General features: G+C 67.6%; 20 protein-coding genes. 13 read left to right on the forward strand and 7 right to left on the reverse strand.

What is annotated here, in order from left to right:
- Positions 1-521: 521 nt before the first annotated feature.
- Complete coding sequence (locus BMZ45_RS15795) at positions 522-1,559, reverse strand: energy transducer TonB (protein WP_091637491.1); 1,038 nt, start codon at positions 1,557-1,559, stop codon at positions 522-524.
- Between the two features lie 291 nt (positions 1,560-1,850).
- Positions 1,851-3,209 (reverse strand): tRNA uridine-5-carboxymethylaminomethyl(34) synthesis GTPase MnmE, encoded by a 1,359-nt coding sequence (gene mnmE / locus BMZ45_RS15800; RefSeq protein WP_091637492.1) that lies wholly within the window; start codon positions 3,207-3,209, stop codon positions 1,851-1,853.
- A 53-nt stretch (positions 3,210-3,262) separates the two neighbouring features.
- Between mnmE and BMZ45_RS21730 the strand changes: the two genes are divergently transcribed.
- Positions 3,263-3,529 (forward strand): hypothetical protein, encoded by a 267-nt coding sequence (locus tag BMZ45_RS21730; RefSeq protein WP_091637493.1) that lies wholly within the window; start codon positions 3,263-3,265, stop codon positions 3,527-3,529.
- 405 nt (positions 3,530-3,934) lie between these two features.
- On the opposite strand, the gene yidC is transcribed toward BMZ45_RS21730, so the two are convergent.
- From yidC to rpmH, 3 genes are all read right to left on the reverse strand, one after another.
- Positions 3,935-5,650 carry a membrane protein insertase YidC gene (gene yidC, locus BMZ45_RS15810; RefSeq protein ID WP_091637494.1) on the reverse strand — a complete coding sequence of 572 codons (1,716 nt, stop codon included), beginning with the start codon at positions 5,648-5,650 and terminating at the stop codon, positions 3,935-3,937.
- Between the two features lie 15 nt (positions 5,651-5,665).
- The gene (gene rnpA, locus BMZ45_RS15815) at positions 5,666-6,082 is read right to left on the reverse strand and encodes a ribonuclease P protein component (RefSeq protein ID WP_091637495.1); all 417 of its coding nucleotides are present in this window, start codon (positions 6,080-6,082) and stop codon (positions 5,666-5,668) included.
- Positions 6,083-6,151: 69 nt separating this feature from the next.
- On the reverse strand, positions 6,152-6,292 hold the full coding sequence (rpmH, locus tag BMZ45_RS15820) for a 50S ribosomal protein L34 (RefSeq protein WP_031374044.1): 141 nt from the start codon (positions 6,290-6,292) through the stop codon (positions 6,152-6,154).
- 382 nt (positions 6,293-6,674) lie between these two features.
- Here rpmH and dnaA point away from each other — a divergent pair, with 382 nt between their 5' ends.
- From dnaA to BMZ45_RS15880, 12 genes are all read left to right on the forward strand, one after another.
- Positions 6,675-8,006 (forward strand): chromosomal replication initiator protein DnaA, encoded by a 1,332-nt coding sequence (dnaA, locus tag BMZ45_RS15825; protein ID WP_091637496.1) that lies wholly within the window; start codon positions 6,675-6,677, stop codon positions 8,004-8,006.
- A 300-nt stretch (positions 8,007-8,306) separates the two neighbouring features.
- Complete coding sequence (gene dnaN, locus BMZ45_RS15830) at positions 8,307-9,407, forward strand: DNA polymerase III subunit beta (protein WP_091637497.1); 1,101 nt, start codon at positions 8,307-8,309, stop codon at positions 9,405-9,407.
- A 372-nt stretch (positions 9,408-9,779) separates the two neighbouring features.
- Positions 9,780-10,904: a DNA replication/repair protein RecF gene (gene recF, locus BMZ45_RS15835; protein ID WP_091637498.1), complete on the forward strand. Its 1,125-nt coding sequence runs from the start codon at positions 9,780-9,782 to the stop codon at positions 10,902-10,904.
- A 455-nt stretch (positions 10,905-11,359) separates the two neighbouring features.
- Positions 11,360-13,810 (forward strand): DNA topoisomerase (ATP-hydrolyzing) subunit B, encoded by a 2,451-nt coding sequence (gene gyrB, locus BMZ45_RS15840; RefSeq protein ID WP_091637499.1) that lies wholly within the window; start codon positions 11,360-11,362, stop codon positions 13,808-13,810.
- Between the two features lie 10 nt (positions 13,811-13,820).
- Positions 13,821-14,654 (forward strand): CPBP family intramembrane glutamic endopeptidase, encoded by an 834-nt coding sequence (locus BMZ45_RS15845; RefSeq protein WP_091637500.1) that lies wholly within the window; start codon positions 13,821-13,823, stop codon positions 14,652-14,654.
- Positions 14,655-14,735: 81 nt separating this feature from the next.
- A complete protein-coding gene (locus BMZ45_RS15850) occupies positions 14,736-15,539 on the forward strand; it encodes a M48 family metallopeptidase (protein WP_091637501.1) in 804 nt (267 codons plus the stop codon).
- A 219-nt stretch (positions 15,540-15,758) separates the two neighbouring features.
- Positions 15,759-16,889 (forward strand): tetratricopeptide repeat protein, encoded by a 1,131-nt coding sequence (locus BMZ45_RS15855; RefSeq protein ID WP_091637764.1) that lies wholly within the window; start codon positions 15,759-15,761, stop codon positions 16,887-16,889.
- A gap of 145 nt (positions 16,890-17,034) precedes the next feature.
- Positions 17,035-17,706: an energy transducer TonB gene (locus tag BMZ45_RS15860; RefSeq protein WP_091637502.1), complete on the forward strand. Its 672-nt coding sequence runs from the start codon at positions 17,035-17,037 to the stop codon at positions 17,704-17,706.
- Between the two features lie 74 nt (positions 17,707-17,780).
- Complete coding sequence (locus BMZ45_RS15865) at positions 17,781-18,533, forward strand: MotA/TolQ/ExbB proton channel family protein (protein ID WP_057161609.1); 753 nt, start codon at positions 17,781-17,783, stop codon at positions 18,531-18,533.
- A 51-nt stretch (positions 18,534-18,584) separates the two neighbouring features.
- Positions 18,585-19,004 carry an ExbD/TolR family protein gene (locus BMZ45_RS15870; protein ID WP_091637503.1) on the forward strand — a complete coding sequence of 140 codons (420 nt, stop codon included), beginning with the start codon at positions 18,585-18,587 and terminating at the stop codon, positions 19,002-19,004.
- Between the two features lie 18 nt (positions 19,005-19,022).
- Positions 19,023-19,439: an ExbD/TolR family protein gene (locus BMZ45_RS15875; protein ID WP_091637504.1), complete on the forward strand. Its 417-nt coding sequence runs from the start codon at positions 19,023-19,025 to the stop codon at positions 19,437-19,439.
- Positions 19,440-19,571: 132 nt separating this feature from the next.
- The gene (locus BMZ45_RS15880; RefSeq protein ID WP_091637505.1) at positions 19,572-19,982 is read left to right on the forward strand and encodes an ExbD/TolR family protein; all 411 of its coding nucleotides are present in this window, start codon (positions 19,572-19,574) and stop codon (positions 19,980-19,982) included.
- A gap of 24 nt (positions 19,983-20,006) precedes the next feature.
- On the opposite strand, the gene BMZ45_RS15885 is transcribed toward BMZ45_RS15880, so the two are convergent.
- A complete protein-coding gene (locus tag BMZ45_RS15885) occupies positions 20,007-20,750 on the reverse strand; it encodes a pyridoxine 5'-phosphate synthase (RefSeq protein ID WP_091637506.1) in 744 nt (247 codons plus the stop codon).
- Between the two features lie 413 nt (positions 20,751-21,163).
- Positions 21,164-21,445, reverse strand: coding sequence for a hypothetical protein (locus tag BMZ45_RS15890; RefSeq protein ID WP_091637507.1), 282 nt, complete (start codon positions 21,443-21,445; stop codon positions 21,164-21,166).
- Between the last annotated feature and the right edge of the window lies 1 nt (position 21,446).

Genomic DNA, 21,446 nt, shown 5'->3' on the forward strand with positions numbered 1-21,446 from the left:
TGTTGCTGTTGCTGTTGCTGTTGCTGTTGCTGTTGCTGTTGCCGCGGCATTCAAATCCAAAAGCCCCGTACTCACACGACCCACCATAGACCCGAAGGGCGGCGCGCAGGACGCGCGCCGTTTTTCGATAGGACAGGGATGTCCTATCGAAAAATCCCGGCGCGAGCTCCGCACTCGCAGGGGAGGTTTGGTCCGGCTAGCCCTTCTCTTTGGTTACTTTCTCTTGGGCTAGCAAGAGAAAGTGACCCGCATGCGCAGCAGGCGGAAGCCGTTGACCTTCGTGACGAAGAGACAAAAGCAAAGCAAAAGCAAATCCTCCCCAACCCTCCTTTGATAAAGGAGGGAGCTAGGAGCTATAGAGCTAGGAGCTAGGAGCTATAGAGCTGAGAGCAAGTGGTCGAGATTCGCGCACGAGCCTGCGGTTCGTAAGCCGTACAAAAAACAACGCCCGGCCGAAGCCGGGCGTTGCGGGTGCTGCCGGCGGGTCCCCTGTGCGTCGCCGCACTCCCGCCTGATATCGCTTAACCGCCGGGATTGAACCCGATCGTGCGACGGGTCGTGACCGGTGCCCCCACCGGCTGGAACCGCCACTTGCGCACCGCATTGACCGCCTCGCGATCGAAGATGCGCGCCGGATTGGAACGGACCACGCGGGCGGCGGTGACCGAACCGTCGGTGCCGACGGTGAACTCGACCTGCACCTCGCCCGACTGACCCGCGCGCAGCGCTTCCGGCGGATAACGCGGCGCCGGCGTCGACACCGCGCGCAGATCGCTGCCCGCCGACGGCGTGGCGGCGGCGGTCTGACGCGCTTCGGCGGCGCGCGCTTCGGCCGCGCGTTGCTCGGCCGCGCGCTGATCGGCGGCACGCTGGTCGGCGGCGCGCTGATCGGCTTCGCGGGTGGCGGCGGCCTGACGCTCGGCGGCCTGGGTCGCGGCCAACTGGGTCGCGGCCTGCTTCTGCTGCGCTTCCTGCTGGGCCAGACGCTGCTTCTCGAGCTCGGCCTGCTTCTTGGCCTGCTCTTCGGCGGTCAGGACCTGCTCCTCGGCGCGCTTGGCGACTTCGGCCTGCTTGGCGACGATGCTGGCCTTCAGGCGCGCAAGGGCCGGATGCTGGGCGTCGGCTTTTTCCAACAGGGCCGACAGACGCTGGGCCTCGGCGAAGTCTTCGCGGCCGACGCTCTGCTCGGTGGCGATGACGGTCATCGGCAGCAGGTCGGTGAGGGCGCTGGAGACGGCGGCGTCGGCCGGCGCCTTGTCGCGCAATGCGAGGTAGTACTCCACCGCATTGTCTTCGACCGGTGCGTACAAACGGTTTTCCGCATAGGCCTTGCGGGCGGCCTCGCGCAGCTGGTCGACGGTCAAGGCCGAGACCTTGGCCGACACTGCGGTTTCCGGTGTTACCGCCGGGGCCGTGGTGGCCGCGGAGGTGGCCGCCGCATCCTGGGCGGGTTGATCCTTACCGCAAGCAGCCAGCGTGCAGGCCAGGGCCAGCGCGATGGTCGCATGCGTTACGACGGACAGCCGGCGTGAACGCCGGTCATTTTGGTTCACAGTCATTGGCAAAACTCCCCTGAAGTGCGCCGTAGCGAGCACACGCCGGATAGGACGCGCTAGCAGGCCGCGTTTGTCAAGCGGCCGGGGGCCCAAAACGGGCTCGGCCAGGCATGAATCGGGGATTGTGACCGATCCGAGGCAAGAGGGTTCCGCGAGCGCCCGCTTGGGGGCGCGCGGCCAAACTCCGCAACGTGGCGGGGCCGTCGCCGTGCCCTTGCCCGGCGGGCGCCGCTGACGGCCAGCGGCGGTACGGACGGGGCCCGAAGGGGCGTGCCACCGGACCGTGGTGGCGGCCTACTTACCGATGCAAAAGCTGGAGAAGATGTGCCCGAGCAGATCGTCGGCGCGGACCCGACCGGTGATCTCGCCCAGGGCATCGTGGGCCTGACGCAGCGACTCGGCGGCCAGGTCCAGGACTTCGCGCTCGAGCTGGACCCCGGCGTCGGCCAGTTCGGCCTGGGCCCGGCGCAGCGCTTCGACGTGGCGGGCGCGGGCGGTGAAGGCGCCCTCGCTGGCGTCGGCGCCCTCGCCCTGGGCGAGCCGGCGCAGCTGCACATGCAGGGCGTCCAGCCCTTGGCCGGTGCGCGCCGACAGGGCGATGCGGTCGTCGTCCAGCGCGGCGGCCGCGGCCGGCTCCAGCAGGTCGGCCTTGTTGTGCAGCCACAGCCGCGCGGGCACGCCGGCGATGGCGTCGGCGACCGCGGCGCGGCCGGACTCGGGATCGCGCGCGTCCAGCACCACGATCGCCAAGTCGGCGCGCGCGAGTTCGTCGCGGGCGCGGCGCATGCCCTCGCGCTCGATCGCGTCGCCGCCCTCGCGCAGGCCGGCGGTATCGACCAGGGTCAGTTCGACCCCGTCGCTGCGGATGGTCTCGTGCAGCAGGTCGCGGGTGGTGCCGGCGATGTCGGTGACGATGGCGCGCTCGCTGCCGGCCAGGGCGTTGAGCAGCGAACTCTTGCCGGCGTTGGGCGGGCCGACGATGACCGCGTGCAGGCCGTCGCGCAGGCGGCGGCCACGTTCGGCGGCGGCCAGCAGGGCGTCCAGGTCGGCCGACAGCGAAGCGAAACGGCGGCGCAGGGCCGCGCCGCCCAAGGTATCCAGGGGTTCGTCGGCGAAATCGATCGCGGCTTCGACGTGCACGCGCACCGCCAGCAGCTCGTCGGCCAGGGCATCGACGCGGCGCGAGAACTCGCCGTCCAGCGCGCGCCGCGCCGCACGGGCGGCGCGTTCGTCGGCGGCCGCGATCAGGTCGGCGACGGCCTCGGCCTGGGCCAGGTCGAGGCGGCCTTCGAGGAACGCGCGTTCGCTGAATTCGCCGGGCCGCGCGCGGCGGGCCCCGAGCGCGCCGCAGCGCGCGGCCAGGGCCTGCAGCACGGCGGGACTACCGTGCGCCTGCAACTCGACCACGTCCTCGCCGGTGTAGCTGGCGGGCGCGGCGAAGTAGAGCGCGATGCCGTCGTCGATGGCCTCGCCGCTGGCATCGACGAAACGCACATGGTGGGCATGGCGCGGCCGCAACCGCCGCGCGGCCACGGCCTCGCCGATCGCACGCGCACGCGGCCCCGACAAACGCACGATGCCGACACCGCCCGCGCCGGGAGCGGTGGCGATCGCGGCGATGGTGTCGCGGTCGGAAGGGGGCGTGGCGGTCATACGGGTTCGGGACGGCGGTGGGGCATCAGGGTAACGCGTTGGGTATGGGGTAGATGGCGCACGGCCAGGAGGAAAAGCAATTGTGCCTACGGCGCTGCGCCGCCCTCACCCTCACCCTGAGGCTCGACCGCCCAGCGGTCGGGCATTCGGTGCAGCGCGAGCCCATGGCTCGCAAGCGCTGCCCCTCACCCGCAGGCGGGAGAAGGGACGCCCAAGCAGCAGTGGCGGTTGCGACGACAATGGCTGTTGCCGTTGAGTTGCTGTTGCTGTTGCTGTTGCTGTTGCTGTTGCTGTTGCTGTTGCTGTTGTCGCGGCATTGAAGTCCAAAAGCCCCGCACTCACACGACCACCCGTAGACCCGAAGGGCGGCGCGCAGGACGCGCGCCGTTTTTCGAATGGACAGGGACGTCCATTCGAAAAATCCCCGCGCCAGCACCGAACCCGCAGGGGAGCTTTGGCCAAGCGAGCCCTTCTCTTTGGTTACTTTCTCTTGGGCTAGCAAGAGAAAGTGACCCGCATGCGCAGCAGGCGGAAGCCTTTGACTTCCGTGAAGAACCCGCGCAAAGCCAAGCAAGAGCAAATCCTCCCCAACCCTCCTTTGATAAAGGAGGGAGTCAAAGGCCAAGCGGAGTCCCGATCCGATCGGATCGACAGGCATAGCTCGCCGCCCACAAACACGAAGCCCGCCGAGCGGCGGGCTTCGTGAGCGAACGATGCGGCGCGGATCAGGCCTTGGCCGGCGCCTCGGCGTAACGCTTGGTCATCCACCACTGCTGCAGCAGACCCAGACCGCTGTTGGTGATCCAGTACAACACCAGACCGGCCGGGAAGAACGCGAACATCACGCCGAACACCAGCGGCATCAGCTGCATCATCTTCTTCTGCATCGGGTCCATGCCCGGCGTCGGCGTCAGCTTCTGCGTCGCCCACATCACCGCGATGTTGATCAGCGGCAGCACGAAGAACGGATCGCGCGCGGTCAGATCGTGGATCCACAGCATCCACGGCGCGTGGCGCAGCTCGACCGACTCCAGCAACACCCAGTACAGCGCCAGGAACACCGGCATCTGCACCAGGATCGGCAGACAGCCGCCGACCGGATTGATCTTCTCCTTCTTGTACAGCTCCATCATCGCCATCTGGAACTTCTGCTTGTCCTCGCCGTAGCGCTCCTTGAGCTGCTCGATGCGCGGCTGGAACTTGCGCATCTTCGCCATCGAGCGGTACTGCGCGGCGGACAGCGGATACATGGCTAGCTTGATCAGCACCACCAGGCCGATGATCGACCAGCCCCAGTTGCCGAACAGACCGTGCAGCTTGTCCAGCAGCCAGAAGATCGCGTTGGCCATCGTGGCCATGATGCTGTAGCTGCTGAAGTCGACCGCGCGCTCCAGGCCGGGGACCTGCTGGCCCTCGATCGCCTTGACCAGCTTGGGACCGATCCACAGGCGCGCCACGGTCTGCGCCTTGGCGCCCGGGGCGACGTTGACGGCCGGGCCGAGGTCGCGGATCAGGTACTGCGCGCCGCCGCCGGCGGTGCCGGCGGTCGCGAGCGAGAACATGCCCTCGTCGTTGGTGCCCGGGATCCAGGCCGCGAAGAAGTGGTGCTGCAGCATCGCCACCCAGCCGCCGGTGACCTTCTTGTCGAGCGGGCCGTCCTCGCCGAACTTGTCGAACTTGCGCTTCTCGTACTTGTCGGCGGCGCTGTACCAGGCCGCGCCCTGGAAGCTGTACTGCTCGGCATTCATCGGGCCGCTGCGGGTCAACGCGCGCGGCACGCGCGCGAGCTGGCGGTAGATCACGCCCTGCCACGGCGCGGCGCCGGCGTTGACGATTTCGTCGCGCACGGTGACAGCGTAACCGCTGTGCTGGAACACGTAGGTGCGGCGGATGGTCAGGCCATTGGCGCCGGTCCAGACGAAGGGCACCGCGATTTCCTTGGCGCCGTTGGCCAGCACGTAGTCGCGCTGCGCGCTTTCGGGCACGAAGCCGCCCTCATGGGTCGGGGTGGCGCCGTTCTGGCTGACCCAGCCGCTCTGGGCGACGAAGTAGTTGTTGGCGTCCTCGGCCAGCAGGCGCACCGGCGCGCTGTCGTCGGCCGCTTCGCTCGGATACTTCAGCAGGTCGGCGCGGTGCAGGGTGCCGCCGTCGAGCACGACCTTGAGCACGTCGGTGGTGACGGTGACGGTCTGCGCGGCGCTGGGCGCGGCGACCGTGGCGGTCGGTGCGGCGCCGGGCAGCGCCGGCGCTGCGGGCACCAGGCCCTTGCCGGCCGCGGCCGTGGGCACGGTCGCGCCGGGCACGGTGCTGGCCGTGGCGGCGGCGGAAGCGGCGGTCACCGCCGGCGCCGGAGGCGCGGACTTCTCCTTGCCCCATTCGATCCACAGCAGGGTCGCCACCATCAGCCAGGCGAAGATCAGGAATACACGGGTCTGGTTCATGGGCAGCAGGCGGGCTCAGCCGGGACCGGGGTCCGGCAGTGGGGAGGGAATGGGATCGGCCGGCATTGTGCCGGGCACCGCAGGTGCGGGCAACGCGCCGGCGCGCTTGAGCAGACCCAGGAAGGCCTGGTCGAGTTCCTCGCGCGTGCAGCGCGAGGCGCCGGGGCGGGCGACCACGACGTAATCGCCGCGCGCCAGCCCGGCACGCAGTTTGCGGAAGGTATCGCGCAGGGCGCGCTTGATGCGGTTGCGGCCGACCGCGTGCGGGTCGACCTTGCGCGATACCGCCAGGCCCAGACGCGGCTCGCAATCGACGACCTGCCAATGCAAAGCAAGCACGGGCAGCGCGATGCGCCGGCCGTGCTTGAAGATGCGGTCGAAATCCGAACGCGCGCGTACCCGCGCGGTGCGCGGGAAGCGGGTGGAATTCATCGGGTCGGTACCGGCGATTGCCGGACGGTTGCCTGGGATCGCCTTAGCGACGGGCAACCGGAACGACGTTTAGGCGCAAAGACGCTTGCGGCCCTTGGCGCGACGACGGGCCAGGATCTTGCGGCCGTCGGCGGTCGCCATGCGGGCACGGAAACCGTGGTCGCGCTTGCGCTTGAGGTTGCTGGGCTGATAGGTGCGCTTGGTGGCCATGGTCCGGCTCAATTAATACGGCGGAAAAGACCGGCGATCATAGCGGCGATCCCAGGGCGCGGTCAAGTTGAACTGAACAGCGGGCCGGCGGGGGCGGTGTCCCCGGCGGCTGCGACGGACGGGGTCCATGCTGCGGCGATGCGGTGTCCGGCGCCTGGCCAAGAACGCGCCAATCCGCGTCCTGACTGGCTCGCGCCGGGTCCGGGCCTGTGGACTAGCCTGTGTTCAGCCTTGTGGACAAGTCCTGTTCCGGACCTCGCCGCGGTGATAGTCTGGCCGACCCCCCTGCCCCGTTCGCCGCGAGTTGCATCGCGCGGCCGGCGGCGTTTCGACCGCCGCGCCCCCAGGCCGGCCGCACCGCACTAAGAAGACCTGCCGACCGATGGAAGCTTGGCCCCGCTGCCTCGAACGACTCGAAGCCGAATACCCGGTCGAGGATGTCCACACCTGGCTCAAGCCGCTGCAAGCGGCCCAGCGCGACGACGTCACGGTGCTGTACGCGCCCAACGCCTTCGTCGTCGAGCATGTGCGCGAACGCTACCTGGCGCGCATCCGCGAGCTGCTGAACTATTTCGCCGGCAGCGCCGAGGTCAGCCTGGAAATCGGTTCGCTGCCGCGCGTGGCGCCGGTGCGCGAAGCCGAGCCGGTCAGCGCCGGCCGCCCGGCCGCGGTGGCGCCGGTCGAACCCTTCCAGGGCAATCTGGACAATCACTACACCTTCGACAACTTCGTCGAAGGCCGCAGCAACCAGCTCGGCCGCGCCGCGGCGCTGCAGGCCGCGCAGAAGCCCGGCGAACGCGCGCACAACCCGCTGCTGCTGTACGGGGGCACCGGCCTGGGCAAGACCCATCTGATGTTCGCCGCCGGCAACGCCATGCGCGAGGCCAATCCGGCCATGCGCGTGATGTACCTGCGCTCGGAACAGTTCTTCAGCGCGATGATGAAGTCGCTGCAGGACAAGACCATGGATCAGTTCAAGCGCCAGTTCCAGCGCGTGGACGCGTTGCTGATCGACGACATCCAGTTCTTCGCCGGCAAGGACCGCACCCAGGAAGAGTTCTTCCATACCTTCAACGCGCTGTTCGACGGCAAGCAGCAGATCATCCTGACCTGCGACCGTTACCCGCGCGAAGTCGAGGGCCTGGAGCCGCGCCTGAAATCGCGCCTGGCCTGGGGCCTGTCGGTGGCGATCGAGCCGCCGGACTTCGAGACCCGCGCCCAGATCGTGATCTCCAAGGCCAAGGAACGCGGCGCCGCGATTCCGGAGGAAGTCGCGTTCCTGCTGGCCAAGAAGATGCGCAGCAACGTGCGCGACCTGGAAGGCGCGCTCAACACCCTGACCGCACGCGCCAACTTCACCGGCCGCGCGATCACCGTCGAGTTCGCCCAGGAGACCCTGCGCGATCTGCTGCGCGCGCAGCAGCAGGCGATCGGCATCCCCAACATCCAGAAGACCGTGGCCGATTACTACGGGCTGCAGATGAAGGACCTGCTGTCCAAGCGCCGCACCCGTTCCCTGGCGCGCCCGCGCCAGGTCGCGATGGCGCTGACCAAGGAACTGACCGAACACAGCCTGCCCGAGATCGGCGATGCCTTCGCCGGCCGCGACCACACCACGGTGCTGCATGCCTGCCGGCAGATCCGCACCCTGATGGAGACCGACGGCAAGCTTCGCGAGGATTGGGACAAGCTGATCCGCAAGCTCAGCGAGTGAGGCCGCAGGCGACGAACGGCGCCGGTGCAGGTACTCTTCGAACAAAGCGGTGCATGGCCCGCGTACAAGCTGTGGATAGATCGGAGCCGGCGACCGGCCTGCAGATTTATCCACAGATTGTCCCGGAGCTCAGGGTCCGGTTCTACCGAACTTTGCATGAACGAAAAATCCAGTAAAAACAATTAGTTATTGTAGTTTTCCCGGGTTTTCGGCGACACCATCACCACCATGCTTTTGATTTATCCATCTCTTTTGTATTGGGCGTTGCCGCCCGAACCGACTAGGGGCTAAGGGGTCCGCATGCGTTTCAGCCTGCAACGAGAAGTGTTTCTCAAGCCGTTGGCGCAAGTCGTCAACGTAGTCGAACGCCGGCAGACCCTGCCGGTCCTGGCCAATCTGCTGGTACAGGTCAAGGACGGGCAGCTCTCGCTGACCGGTACCGACCTGGAAGTCGAAATGGTCTCGCGCATCGTCGTGGACGACGCCAAAGACGGCGAAACCACGATTCCGGCGCGCAAGCTGTTCGAGATCGTTCGCGCCCTCCCTGACGGCAGCAAGGTGACCGTCACCCAGACCGCCGAGAAGATCACGGTCCAGGCCGGGCGTTCGCGCTTCACGCTGGCCAGCCTGCCGGCCAACGACTTTCCGTCGATCGACGAAGTCGAAGCCACCGAGCGCGTGCGCGTGCCGGAAGCGGCGCTGAAGGAACTGATCGAACGCACCGCGTTCGCGATGGCCCAGCAGGACGTGCGCTACTACCTCAACGGCCTGCTGTTCGATCTGCGCGAGAACAGCCTGCGCTGCGTGGCCACCGACGGCCATCGCCTGGCGCTGTGCGAAACCGCCTACGAAGGCAGCGGCCAGACCAAGCGCCAGATCATCGTGCCGCGCAAGGGCGTGCAGGAACTGCAGCGCCTGCTGGAAGGCGGCGACCGCGAGATCGAGATCGAGATGGGCCGCGGCCACATCCGGGTCAAGCGCGACGACGTGACCTTTACCAGCAAGCTCATCGACGGCCGCTTCCCCGACTACGAAGCGGTGATTCCGATCGGTGCGGACCGCGAAGTGCGGATTGAGCGCGAGACCCTGCGTGCGGCCCTGCAGCGCGCGGCGATCCTGTCGAACGAGAAGTACCGCGGCGTGCGCATCGAAGTCTCGCCCGGTCAGCTCAAGATCAGCGCGCATAACCCGGAACAGGAAGAAGCGCAGGAAGAGGTGGAAGCCGACACCAAGGTCGACGACTTGGCGGTGGGCTTCAACGTCAACTACCTGCTCGACGCCCTGACCGCCCTGCGCGACGAGCACGTGGTGATCGCCCTGCGCGACGCCAACTCCTCGGCGCTGGTGCGCGAAGCGGCCAACGAGAAGTGCCGCCACGTGGTCATGCCGCTGCGGCTTTGATCGGCGTCCGGTCCGCGAGGATCGGTTCCACGTGGAACATGAAACGCCCGGCGCTGCCGGGCGTTTCGTTTTGGCGCCGGCGTGGGCTGTGCGCTGCCTCGGTTTGGCTGTGCATTGCTCGCTCGTCTTAAAGGCTGAGGCCGGACGGGTTGGGGAGGATGCGGCCCTGCTTGCGGCTGGCCTGAAAGCAAATCCCCCTCAATCCCCCTTTTTCAAAGGGGGAGGCCGTATCGACGGATCATCGATTTCCGCTCCCTGCTCCCTGCTCCGCTGCCCGCCTGCTCCTCTGCCCCCTACCTCCCAGTGCGTCCAATCACCCAGCGTCCTGCATTCCTCCCGCGCCGCCCGAACCCGATCTGCGATCATCCACACATGCACGTAACCCGTCTGGAAGCCCGCGGCCTGCGCCGCTTCGCCGATGTCCGGCTGGCGCCGGCGCCCGGGATCAACCTGATCACCGGCGACAACGGCGCCGGCAAGACCAGCCTGCTCGAGGCCCTGCACTTGATGGCCTACGGGCGCAGCTTCCGTGGCCGGGTCCGCGACGGCCTGGTCCGGGCCGGGGATCCTGCCCTGGAGGTGTTCGTCGAGTGGCAGGAAAGCCTGGGACCGAATGCGGCCGCCGTGGCTGACGGCGGCCCGGAGGCGACCCGGATGCGCAAGGCGGGCCTGCGCCACACCGGGCAGGACTGGATCGGCCGCCTGGACGGCAGCCCGGTGGCCCAGCTGGGTGAGTTGTGCGCGGCCCTGGCCGTGGTCAGCTTCGAGCCCGGCAGCCATGCGCTGATCACCGGCGGCGCCGAGTCGCGCCGGCGCTATCTGGATTGGGGCCTGTTCCACGTGGAACACGACTTCATTGCCCTGTGGCGGCGGTATACCCGTGCGCTCAAGCAGCGCAACGCCTTGCTCAAGGCCCGGGCCCGCGACGGCCAGCTCGATGCCTGGGACCGCGAGCTCGCCGATGCCGGCGAACCCTTGAGCCGGCGGCGCCAGCATTACCTGGAGGATCTGCAGCCGCGCTTCTCGGCCCTGGCCGCCGAGCTGGCACCGGCCCTGGGCGATACCCGCCTGGACTACCTGCCGGGTTGGCGCCGCGACGAGCTGCCGCTGGCCGACGCCCTGCTGCTGGCACGCGAACGCGATCAGACCGCCGGCTACACCTCGGTCGGCCCGCATCGGGCCGACTGGCGCATCCAGTTCGGCGGCCTGCCCGGCCGCGACGCGCTGTCGCGCGGCCAGGCCAAGCTCACCGCCCTGTCCGCGCTGCTGGCCCAGGCCGAGCACCACGCCCTGGCGCGCAAGGAGTGGCCGGTGATCGCGCTGGACGATCTGGCCTCGGAACTGGACCGTCAACACCAGCGCCGGGTGCTGCAGCGCCTGATCGCCTGCGGCGCCCAGGTCTTCATTACCGGCACCGAGGCGCCCAGCGCCCTGGCCGAGCTGGGCGTCGAGACCATGGTGTTCCACGTGGAACAAGGAGAAATTCGTCCTACCTAGATGTTCCACGTGGAACATCGAGCGCCGCCCCACTGCGCTGCGTCGTGATACCGGCAGCCGCGAGCCGCGGGACCAAGGCCAGAGAGCTCATCGATCGCTGCGCTGCGGGCGCGCAGCGACGCCCGCCTCCCGATCGCGATCGGAACCGCACGACCCGCTCCCGCTTCCCCGCACCCCCACCGGAAGCCGCGCACGCCCGACCGCGCCGCGCCCTTGCCCGGATTCCTCCGCAATGCACCCTCGTGCGCCCAGCAGGCACCGGGGGCCGGCCCGCCCCCTCCGCGCAGCCCGCACGGCCCGGCAACGCCCGCCTAGGGCCTCTCCTGCTGCCGTCTGACCGGGGGATATCCCGGGCGGACCGGCAGGCCCCAGGCGCGGTATACTCGGCCTCAGTCCCTACAGCTAATGTGTCGCGTCTCCGACCTCCGTAGGCGGACCGCGGAATCCCACAGCGCATGTCTGAAAACAACGACCAGCTTCCCGAGCCGACCCCGAACCAGACCTACGACTCCAGCAAGATCACCGTCTTGCGCGGACTCGAAGCCGTGCGCAAGCGGCCGGGCATGTACATCGGCGACGTCCACGACGGCACCGGTCTGCACCACATGGTGTTCGAAGTCGTTGACAACGCGATCGACGAAGCGCTCGCCGGCCACGCCGACGATGTGATCGTCACGCTGCACGACGACGGCTCGGTGTCGTGCTACGACAACGGCCGCGGCATTCCGGTCGACATCCACAAGGAAGAAGGCGTGTCGGCGGCCGAGGTCATCCTCACCGTGCTGCACGCGGGCGGCAAGTTCGACGACAACAGCTACAAAGTCTCGGGCGGTCTGCACGGCGTGGGCGTGTCGGTGGTCAACGCGCTGTCCGAGCAGCTGTGGCTGGACATCTGGCGCGACGGCCACCACCACCAGCAGGAATACGCGCTGGGCGAGCCGGTGTATCCGCTCAAGCAACTCGAAGCCTCCGACAAGCGCGGCACCTTGCTGCGCTTCAAGCCGGCGGCGGAAATCTTCACCGACGTCGAATTCCACTACGACATCCTGGCCAAGCGCCTGCGCGAACTGTCGTTCCTGAATTCCGGCGTCAAGATCACCCTGGTCGACGAGCGCGGCGAAGGCCGGCGCGACGTGTTCCAGTACGAAGGCGGCATCCGCTCCTTCGTCGAGCATCTGGCCCAGGTCAAGACGCCGCTGCACCCGAACGTGATCTCGGTGTCGGGCGAGCAGAACGGCATCACCGTGGACGTGGCGTTGCAGTGGACCGATTCCTACCAGGAAACGATGTTCTGCTTCACCAACAACATCCCGCAGAAGGACGGCGGTACCCACCTGATCGGTTTCCGCGCCGCGCTCACCCGCACGCTGACCAACTACATCGAAAACAGCGGCATCGCCAAGCAGGCCAAGGTCGCGCTGTCCGGCGACGACATGCGCGAAGGCATGATCGCGGTGCTGTCGGTGAAGGTGCCCGACCCGAGCTTCTCCTCGCAGACCAAGGAAAAACTGGTCAGTTCGGAAGTGCGTCCGGTGGTGGAAAGCACCTTCGGCGCGCGCCTGGAGGAATTCCTGCAGGAGCATCCGAACGAAGCGCGCGCGATCACCGGCAAGATCATCGACGCCGCGCGTGCGCGCGAAGCCGCGCGCAAGGCGCGCGACCTCACCCGCCGCAAGGGCGCGCTCGATATCGCCGGCCTGCCCGGCAAGCTCGCCGACTGCCAGGAAAAAGACCCGGCGCTGTCGGAACTGTTCATCGTCGAGGGCGACTCCGCAGGCGGCTCGGCCAAGCAGGGCCGTAACCGCAAGACCCAGGCGATCCTGCCGCTCAAGGGCAAGATCCTCAACGTCGAGCGCGCGCGTTTCGACCGCATGCTCGGCAGCGCCGAAGTCGGCACCCTGATCACCGCCCTGGGCACCGGCATCGGCAAGGACGAGTACAACCCGGACAAGCTGCGCTACCACCGCATCATCCTGATGACCGACGCCGACGTCGACGGCTCGCACATCCGCACTTTGCTGCTGACTTTCTTCTACCGGCAGATGCCGGAGCTGATCGAGCGCGGCCACATCTATATCGGCCTGCCGCCGCTGTACAAGATCAAGCAGGGCAAGAACGAGATCTACCTCAAGGACGACACCGCGCTGGACGTGTACCTGGCCAACAACGCCGTCGAAGGCGCGGGCCTGATTCCGGCCGAGGGCGAGCTGCCGATCGAGGGCGCGGCGCTGGAGAAGCTGCTGCTGGCCTATGCCGGCGCGCGCGAAGCGATCGCGCGCAACGCGCATCGCTACGATCCCAACGTGCTCGAGGCGCTGATCGACTTCACCCCGCTGGACAGCGCGCACCTGCTGGCCAACGTCGACGAACAGCACGAACTCGAAGCGCTGGAAAAGCGCCTCAACCGCACCGGTCTGGGCAAGCCGCGCTACCGCCTGCGCCTGCACCCGGCCAGCGAAGCGCGCCAGGCCGCGCTGCTGGTCACGCGCAGTCACATGGGCCAGGAACTGACCCAGGTGCTGCCGCTGTCGGCCTTCGAGGGCGGCGAGCTGCGCGCCTTGCGCGAAGCGGCCTCGCTGTTGCACGGCCTGGTCCGCGAAGGCGCGCAGATCGTGCGCGGCAATCGCGCCCAGCCGGTCGACAGCTTCGCCCAGGCGCAGGCCTGGTTGCTCGAGGAAGCCAAGAAGGGCCGCCAGATCCAGCGCTTCAAGGGCCTGGGCGAAATGAACCCCGAGCAGCTGTGGGACACCACGGTCAATCCGGAAACGCGCCGTCTGCTGCAGGTGCGCATCGAGGACGCGGTGGCCGCCGATCAGATCTTCAGCACCCTCATGGGCGACGTGGTCGAACCGCGCCGCGCCTTCATCGAGGACAACGCGCTCAAGGTCGCCAATCTCGACGTCTGAGCCGACGCCGATGGCGCCCGCTTTCGAGCCCACCGCCGCCGCCCTGCCCGCGGCGGTGCCGCCGCCGCTGCCGGCGCCGCGCACCCGCGCGGTGCTCGGCCACGCCGCGCTGGATTTCCTGATCGCGGTCGCGATCATGCTGGCCCTGAGCTTCGCCACCATGGTCGCGTGGGCGGTCGTGCGCGGCATCCAGATCGGCCTGGCGCAGCAAGCCGCGCCTACCGCCGACGCCTTCGCCGACATCGGCCAACCCGGCGGCCTGGCCCAGCTGGCCATGGCCCTGGTCGCGATGGGCAGCGCTTCGTTCGCCGTCTACCTGCTGCGCCGCCGCGCCGGGCGCGAGGAACGCGCCGCCTCCTGGCGCGCCGCACGCCGGCCCGCCACCTGGGCCTGGGCCGCGGGCGTGGGCCTGGCCACCTTCGGCCTCAGCGCCGCGCTGAGCTGGATCGGCGAGCAGTTCGGCATCGAACCCCTGCCCAGCAACGTCGAGATGATCCAGGCCGCCCTGCGCAGCCAGTTCGTCCTGACCCTGCTGTTCGCGGTGGTGCTGGCACCGGCCTACGAAGAACTGCTGTTCCGGCGCGTGCTGTTCGGGCGCTTCTGGGCCGCCGGCCTGCCCGGCCTGGGCATCGTCCTGAGCAGCCTGGCCTTCGCCCTGATGCACGAACTGCCCGGTCTGAGCGGCAACGGACCCGGCGCGATCAGCCTGTTGTGGCTGACCTACGCCAGCATCGGCGCCGCCTTCGCCTGGCTTTACCGCCGCACCGGTACCCTGTGGGCGGCCATCGCCGCGCACGGAATCAACAACCTGCTCGCCTGCGCCTTGCTGGTTGCGCAGGGCTGATGTCCCCGCCCTGGCGCGTTTGACGAAAAGTTAATCCCGATCGGTCTACAACGCGGTCATACGCAAGGGGAATTCTGCTCAGTGAAGCGTTTACTGCTCGGTGTCTCGATCGCGCTGGTCGCCGCCGCCTGCGCCACCACCACCTCGCCCACCGGGCGTCGGCAGAGCGTGGGCGCGGTATCGCAGGAACAGCTCAATCAGATGGGCGCGCAAGCCTTCGTCGACGCCAAGTCCAAGGGCAAGCTCAGCACCGACGCGCGCCAGACCGGCTATGTGCGCTGCGTGGTCGATGCGGTGACCCGCCAGCTGCCGGCCGGCTGGCAGGCGCAGTGGGACGTCGCCGTGTTCGTCGACAGCTCGCCCAACGCCTTTGCCCTGCCCGGCGGCAAGGTCGGCGTGAACACCGGCATCTTCACGGTCGCCAAGAACCAGGACCAGCTGGCGGCGGTGATCGCGCACGAGGTCGGCCACGTGGTCTCGCGCCACCACGACGAGCGCATCACCCGCCAGATCACCGCCCAGACCGGCCTGAGCATCGCCGGCGCCCTGCTAGGCTCGCGCTACGGCGAAGGCGCGGCCAGCGCCACCAACCAGCTCGGCGGCGCCGCGGTGCAGGGCCTGTTCCTGCTGCCCGGCTCGCGCACCCAGGAATCCGAGGCCGACGTGGTCGGCCAGCAATTGATGGCCCAGGCCGGCTTCGATCCGCAGCAGGCGGTGAACCTGTGGCAGAACATGATCGCCGCCAGCCAGAGCCGTCCGCCGCAGTGGTTGTCCACCCATCCGGACCCCCAATCGCGCATCCAGGAACTGCGCGCGCGGGCCGGCGGGCTCATGCCGGTGTACCAGCAGGCGCGTTCGGCCGGCCGTACGCCCAAGTGTGGATGAACGAGAAGCATTAACCGCTGCAAAACCCCGTATCGCCCGGCCCCGCGTTTCTGTTAGCGTGACGGCCCCCCGGCCCTGCGGCCATCGACCCCGCCACGGCGGCAGCTGATTGAGGTGACCATGAACAAGCTCTCCACCCGCCATCGCACCGTGCTGACGGCCGCCATCGGCGCCGTGCTCGCGCTGGGCTCGATCGCCCAGGTTCACGCGCAGTCGGCGATGGAACGGGCCGAAGAGCGCCGTCAGCGTCACGCGGACAAGAAGGAAGACAAGAAAGCCTCTTCCTCGGCGTCCAAGGTCGAGTATCCCAACGCCACCCGCGAGCAGCCCGACGCCAAGGCCTCGGCCAAGGTCACGCCGAAGCTGAAGAAGATGATGGATTTCTACGACGACGATAAGCCGGCCGAAGGCCGCGCGATCGCCGACGAGATCATCGCCAACCCGGCCGCCAACGCCTACGACCGCTCCTTCGCCGCCCAGATCGGCGCGCAGCTGGCCTACGGCGCCGACGACAGCGCCGCCGCCATCGCCTACCTGACCAAGGCCCTGGAGTTCAACGGCCTGGACAACAACGGCCACTACGGCGCCATGTTCATGATGGCGCAGCTGCAGCTGCAGGAAGACAAGTACGCCGAGGCCCTGGCGACCATGGATCGCTTCCTCGCCGAGACCAAGAGCACCAAGCCCGAGCACCTGATCGTCAAGGGCAACGCCCTGTACCGCCTGGAGCGCTACAAGGACGCCGCGCCGATCATCAAGCAGGCCATCGACGCCTCGCCCGAGCCCAAGTCCGACTGGCAGCAGCTGCTGATGGCCGCCTACGCCGAGTCCGGCCAGACCGGCGAAGCGACCAAGATGGCCGAAGCCGTCGCCAGCAAGAACCCGGGCGACAAGCGCGCCCAGCTCAACCTGGTCGCCACCTACCTGCAGGCCGACCAGTTCGACAAGGCCGCCGCGGTGCTGGAGAAGCTGCGCGCCGCCGGTCAGCTCAACGAAGACAAGGACTACCGTCAGCTCTACTCGACCTACCTGCAGATCGACGGTAACGAGAAGAAGGCCGCCGAGGTCATCAACGACGGCCTGAGCAAGGGCATCCTGAAGCCGGATTTCCAGGCTTACCTGGCGCTGGCGCAGTCCTACTACTTCTCCGACCAGGTGAACCCGTCGATCGAGGCGTACAAGAAGGCCGCCCCGCTCGCACCCGATGGCGAGACCTACCTCAATCTCGCTCGTGTCTTGTGGCAGGAAGACCGCATTCCAGAGGCCAAGGAAGCCGCCAAGCAGGCGATCGCCAAGGGCGTGAAGAAGCCCGACGACGCCAAGAAGATCATCGCGCTGCCGGGTAAATAACGGCGCACGATAGGCAAATCCGCCCTTGGAACCTAGGGCGCGGTTTGGTATATGCTAGGAGGTTCACGCGACTGGAAACGGTTGCGGGAACCGAACGACGGCCCGTGGCGCCCTTGCGTCCGGAAACACTTCCCGAGCTGACGGCATGACGCAAGACCTCGAAATCCACGCTAAGAAAGATGACGACCGCGAAGGGCTGAACTGGGCACGTATCGCCGGTATCACCTCCGCGATCGCCGTGCATGTCGCGGCGCTGCTCTTGCTGCTCGCGCCCATGGCGCCGCCGGCAACCGAAAAGGCGGAAGAACAGGTGACCGTCGTCAACCTGATCAAGCCGCCGGAACCGCCGCCGCCGCCCCCGCCGCCGCCGCCGGAACCGCCGCCGCCGCAGCAGATCAAGCAGCTGGCCGCGCCGCAGCCGACTCCGCTGCCGCCGCCGCCGGAAGATCCGCCGATCGTCGTCGACGAGCCGAGCCCGGTGGACATCCAGCAGGAGCCGCCGACCCCGCCGTCGACGCCCGCGCCGGCCACCACCATCAGCTCCGGCGTCGATCCGTCGTCGAAGCGGCTCAATCCGCCTAAGTACCCGCCGACCGAAGCGCGTCAAGGCGTGGGCGGCACCGTGGTCCTGGTCATCACCATCGATGCCTCGGGCAACGTGCTCGACGTCTCCGTCGAGAAGTCCAGCCGTAACCGCAACCTCGACCGCAGCGCCATGGATGCCGCACGGAAGTGGAAGTTCAACCCCGAGATGCGCAACGGCGTTGGTGTGACCAGCAAGGTTCGCGTCCCGGTAGATTTCGTCCCTCCGAACTGATCGGGTTCGCGGGACGGTTGTAACGCACCACGTAACTCTTCTTTCCTTATCCACGACATTCAAAGGTAAGCGTCATGCTGCAGGAAACCACCACCGCTGCTACTGCCGGGGGCTCCAACGCCGAAGCCCTCCAGCAGATGAGCTTCGCCCATCTGTTGACTAACTTCGACATCGTCGGCTGGGTCGTGTTCCTCACGCTCGCGATCATGTCGGTCCTGTCGGTCTACTGGATCGTCGTGAACTTCGTGAAGAACCTGCGTCTTCGCGGCAGTTCGGATCGCGTCGTCAGCACGTTCTGGGAAACCCCGAACGCACAGGACGCCATCCGCTTCATGGAAGAACAGTCGCGTAGCGAACCGTTCTCCAAGATCGCGCTCGACGCCGCCCAGGCCGCCGCTCACCATCAGCGCCACGAAGGTTCGCGCCTGGTCGAGTCGCTGAACCGTTCCGAGTTCGTCGATCGCGCCCTGCGTCAGGGTGTGACCCGCGAATCCTCGCGTCTGGAAAGCGGCCTGACCGTGCTCGCCACCGTCGGTTCGACCGCGCCGTTCGTCGGCCTGCTCGGCACCGTGTGGGGCATCTACCACGCCCTGATCAAGATCGGTGCGACCGGCCAGGCTTCGATCGACGCCGTCGCCGGCCCGGTGGGTGAAGCGCTGATCATGACCGCCATCGGTCTGTTCGTCGCCATCCCGGCGGTGCTCGCGTACAACTTCTTCGTCCGCCTGAACCGCGTCACGAACAACAAGTTCGACACGTTCGCGCACGACCTGCACGACTTCTTCGCTACCGGTTCGCGCGTCGGCGAACTGGCCGCTAAGCGCTAAGTCGCCTAACCGCGACGTCTTCACCTTACTTGTAGTAGTTGGAGTTCGGACATGGCCTTCAGTACAGACAGCGATAGCGGCGGCCCGATGGCACAGATCAACGTCACGCCCCTCGTGGACGTGATGCTGGTGCTGCTGATCATCTTCATGATCACGGCGCCTCTGATGTCGCATAAGGTCAAGGTCGATTTGCCCGAAGCCACTCTCAATAACAGGCCGGACAAGCCGCTGCCGACACAGCCGATTACTCTGGCTGTAAGGGAAGACGGTTCGCTGTTCTGGAACGACGAACCGATCACCAAGGGCCTGCTGGAAAGCCGGCTCTCGATCGAAGCGCAGAAGACGCCGCAGCCGCAGATCAACGTCCGTGGCGACAAGACGACCAAGTACCGCATCGTGCAAGACGTGGTGAAGATTGCGCAGGGCCAAGGCATGCGCAAGGTCGGCTTCGTAGCGATCAAAGAACGTTAAGGCACCCGGAGACTATTTATGGCATTCAGTTCTGGCTCCGGCGCAGGCGCACCGATGGCCGACATCAACGTCACGCCCCTGGTGGACGTGATGCTGGTGTTGCTGATCATCTTCATGGTGACGGCGCCCGTGATGTCTTACCCGATCGAAGTCAATCTGCCGCAGCGCACGACCACGCCGCCGCCGCCGACGCCGCCGAAGGAGCCGATCCGTCTGCGCATCGACGCTTCGGGTCAGATCTTCTGGAACGATACGCCGCAACCGATCACGGCGCTCCAGAGCATGATGGGCGCCGAAGTGCAGCGTGATCCGACCAACCAGCCGATGCTGGAGATCGACGTCAGCACCGATGCCGATTACGGCATCCTCGCCAAGGTGCTGGCGAAGGCAAAGAACGCCAATATGGAAAAGATCGGCTTCGTCCAAAACGACTGACCGATCGACAAGTTTGACGCTTACCGTCGTGAAAACGCCGCCTCCGGGCGGCGTTTTTTTTGCCCCCTTGCCAGCCGGGCCGGACCGGGTTTAGCGTGGAGCCGGGCATCCCGCCCTGGTGGGGGTAGAGCAATGGCCGTCTCCGCGTACTTCGAGTCTCCGTCCCGCAGCGACGCCCGCGCCGTCGCCGAAATCAACATCACCCCCCTGGTCGACGTGTTGCTGGTGCTGCTGGTGATTTTCATGGTCGCCGCGCCGGTGATGAGCGGGACCTTGGATATGCGAATCCCGGGCCGTTCGGACCCTATCGAGCAAACACCGCCGCCGCGCGTGCAGCTCGCCGTCCAGGCCGACGGCAGCTATCTGCTGGACGGGCAGGTGGTGGCCGCAGGCTCCCTGCGCGACGAACTGGCCAACCTGGCCGTGGCCGCCCCGCGCACCGTGCTGCAGATCAGTGCCAACGCCGATGCCGACTACCAGGGCTTCGCCACCGCGGTGTCGGCGGCGCAGGACAGCGGTTTGAAGAATCTCGCGCTGGAGTAAGCGCGATAGCGCAGCGGGACGGGCCTACAGCAGACGCAGGTAGGCCCGCACCGTCGCATCCAGGCCTGCGTACAGGGCCTCGCCGATCAGGGCGTGGCCGATCGACACTTCCAGCACCTGCGGCACCGCGCGCAGGAACTCGCCCAGGTTGGCCTGGCTGAGGTCGTGGCCGGCGTTCACGCCCAGCCCGACCGCCTGCGCGCGTCGCGCGGCATCGGCGAACACGGCCAGTGCCGCGATCGGATCGCCGGCCGCGTGGGCCTCGGCGTAGGGGCCGGTGTAGAGCTCGACCCGGTCGGCGCCGATCGCCGCGGCGATCTCGAAATCCTGCGAACCGGCGTCGGCGAACACGCTGACCCGGCAGCCCAGCGCCTTGAGCTCGGCGATCAAGGGCCGCAGCGACTCGCCGTCGCGGCGGAAATCGAACCCATGGTCGGAGGTCAGCTGACCGTCGCCGTCCGGCACCAGGGTCGCCTGCGCCGGACGCGCCTGCGCGCACAGGGCCAGGAAACCGGGATAGCCCGCGCGCGCCGGCGCGAACGGGTTGCCTTCCAGATTGAATTCGACCCCGCGCTCGCGGGTGAGCTCGGCCAAGGCCGCGACGTCGTAATCGCGGATGTGGCGCGCATCGGGACGCGGATGCACGGTGATGCCATGCGCGCCGGCGTCGAGACAGGCGCGCGCGGCCGCGACCACGTCGGGTTCGTTACCGCCACGCGAATTGCGCAGCACCGCGATCTTGTTGACGTTGACGCTGAGTACGGTCATCCGCGCAGTCTAGGCCGCAGCGCCGCGTTTCCCAAGCCCGCGCCCGCATCGAAACCGACGAGCCCCAAAGTCGATGTCCAACCCCAAGCAGGAGACATCACCCCTGTGGGAGCGGCGTAAGCCGCGATAAACCCCACCCACGACCAAACCCCCCAGCGCCCCCTGTAGGAGCGGCGCAAGCCGCGACGAACCCCACCTGCGACAACTGCGCGACCCGCGCGCAACCGCGATGCGATGCGCCCTCCGCTTGTTCCCATGGGAACGTCAGGCGCGACCAAGCAAGCACCAAAACATCGCGGCTTGCACCGCTTTCCACAAAGGAAGGAATCGTCGCGCCATCGAACCGGCACCGGCCTTGCCGGCGCGAGTGGTCAAGGCAGAGCAGTGCGCAACCGCCGCGTGCGCGGCGAAGCTCAACGCTGCTGCTGCGGCTCCGACGACGACCCCGGCTGCTGCGACGCGGCCGCCAGCTTGCGCGCCTCGGCCTGCTCGCGCAGGCGGCGCAGCTCGTTCGGGTCCAGCATCAGGCCCTCGTCGCGGCTGCTGCTGCCGATACGCGCGGCCAGCAAGCCCAGGATCCAGGCGATGAAGAACCCCAACGAAGCCAGCAGGGACACCACGAGCAACAGGCCCGAGGAGGCTTTGAAGGCGATTACGAGCGCGGCCAGGGCCAGCAGCAAAAACAGCCAGTACATC

The sequence above is a fragment of the Lysobacter sp. cf310 genome (assembly GCF_900114355.1).
In the GTDB taxonomy this organism is placed as follows: Bacteria; Pseudomonadota; Gammaproteobacteria; order Xanthomonadales; family Xanthomonadaceae; genus Lysobacter.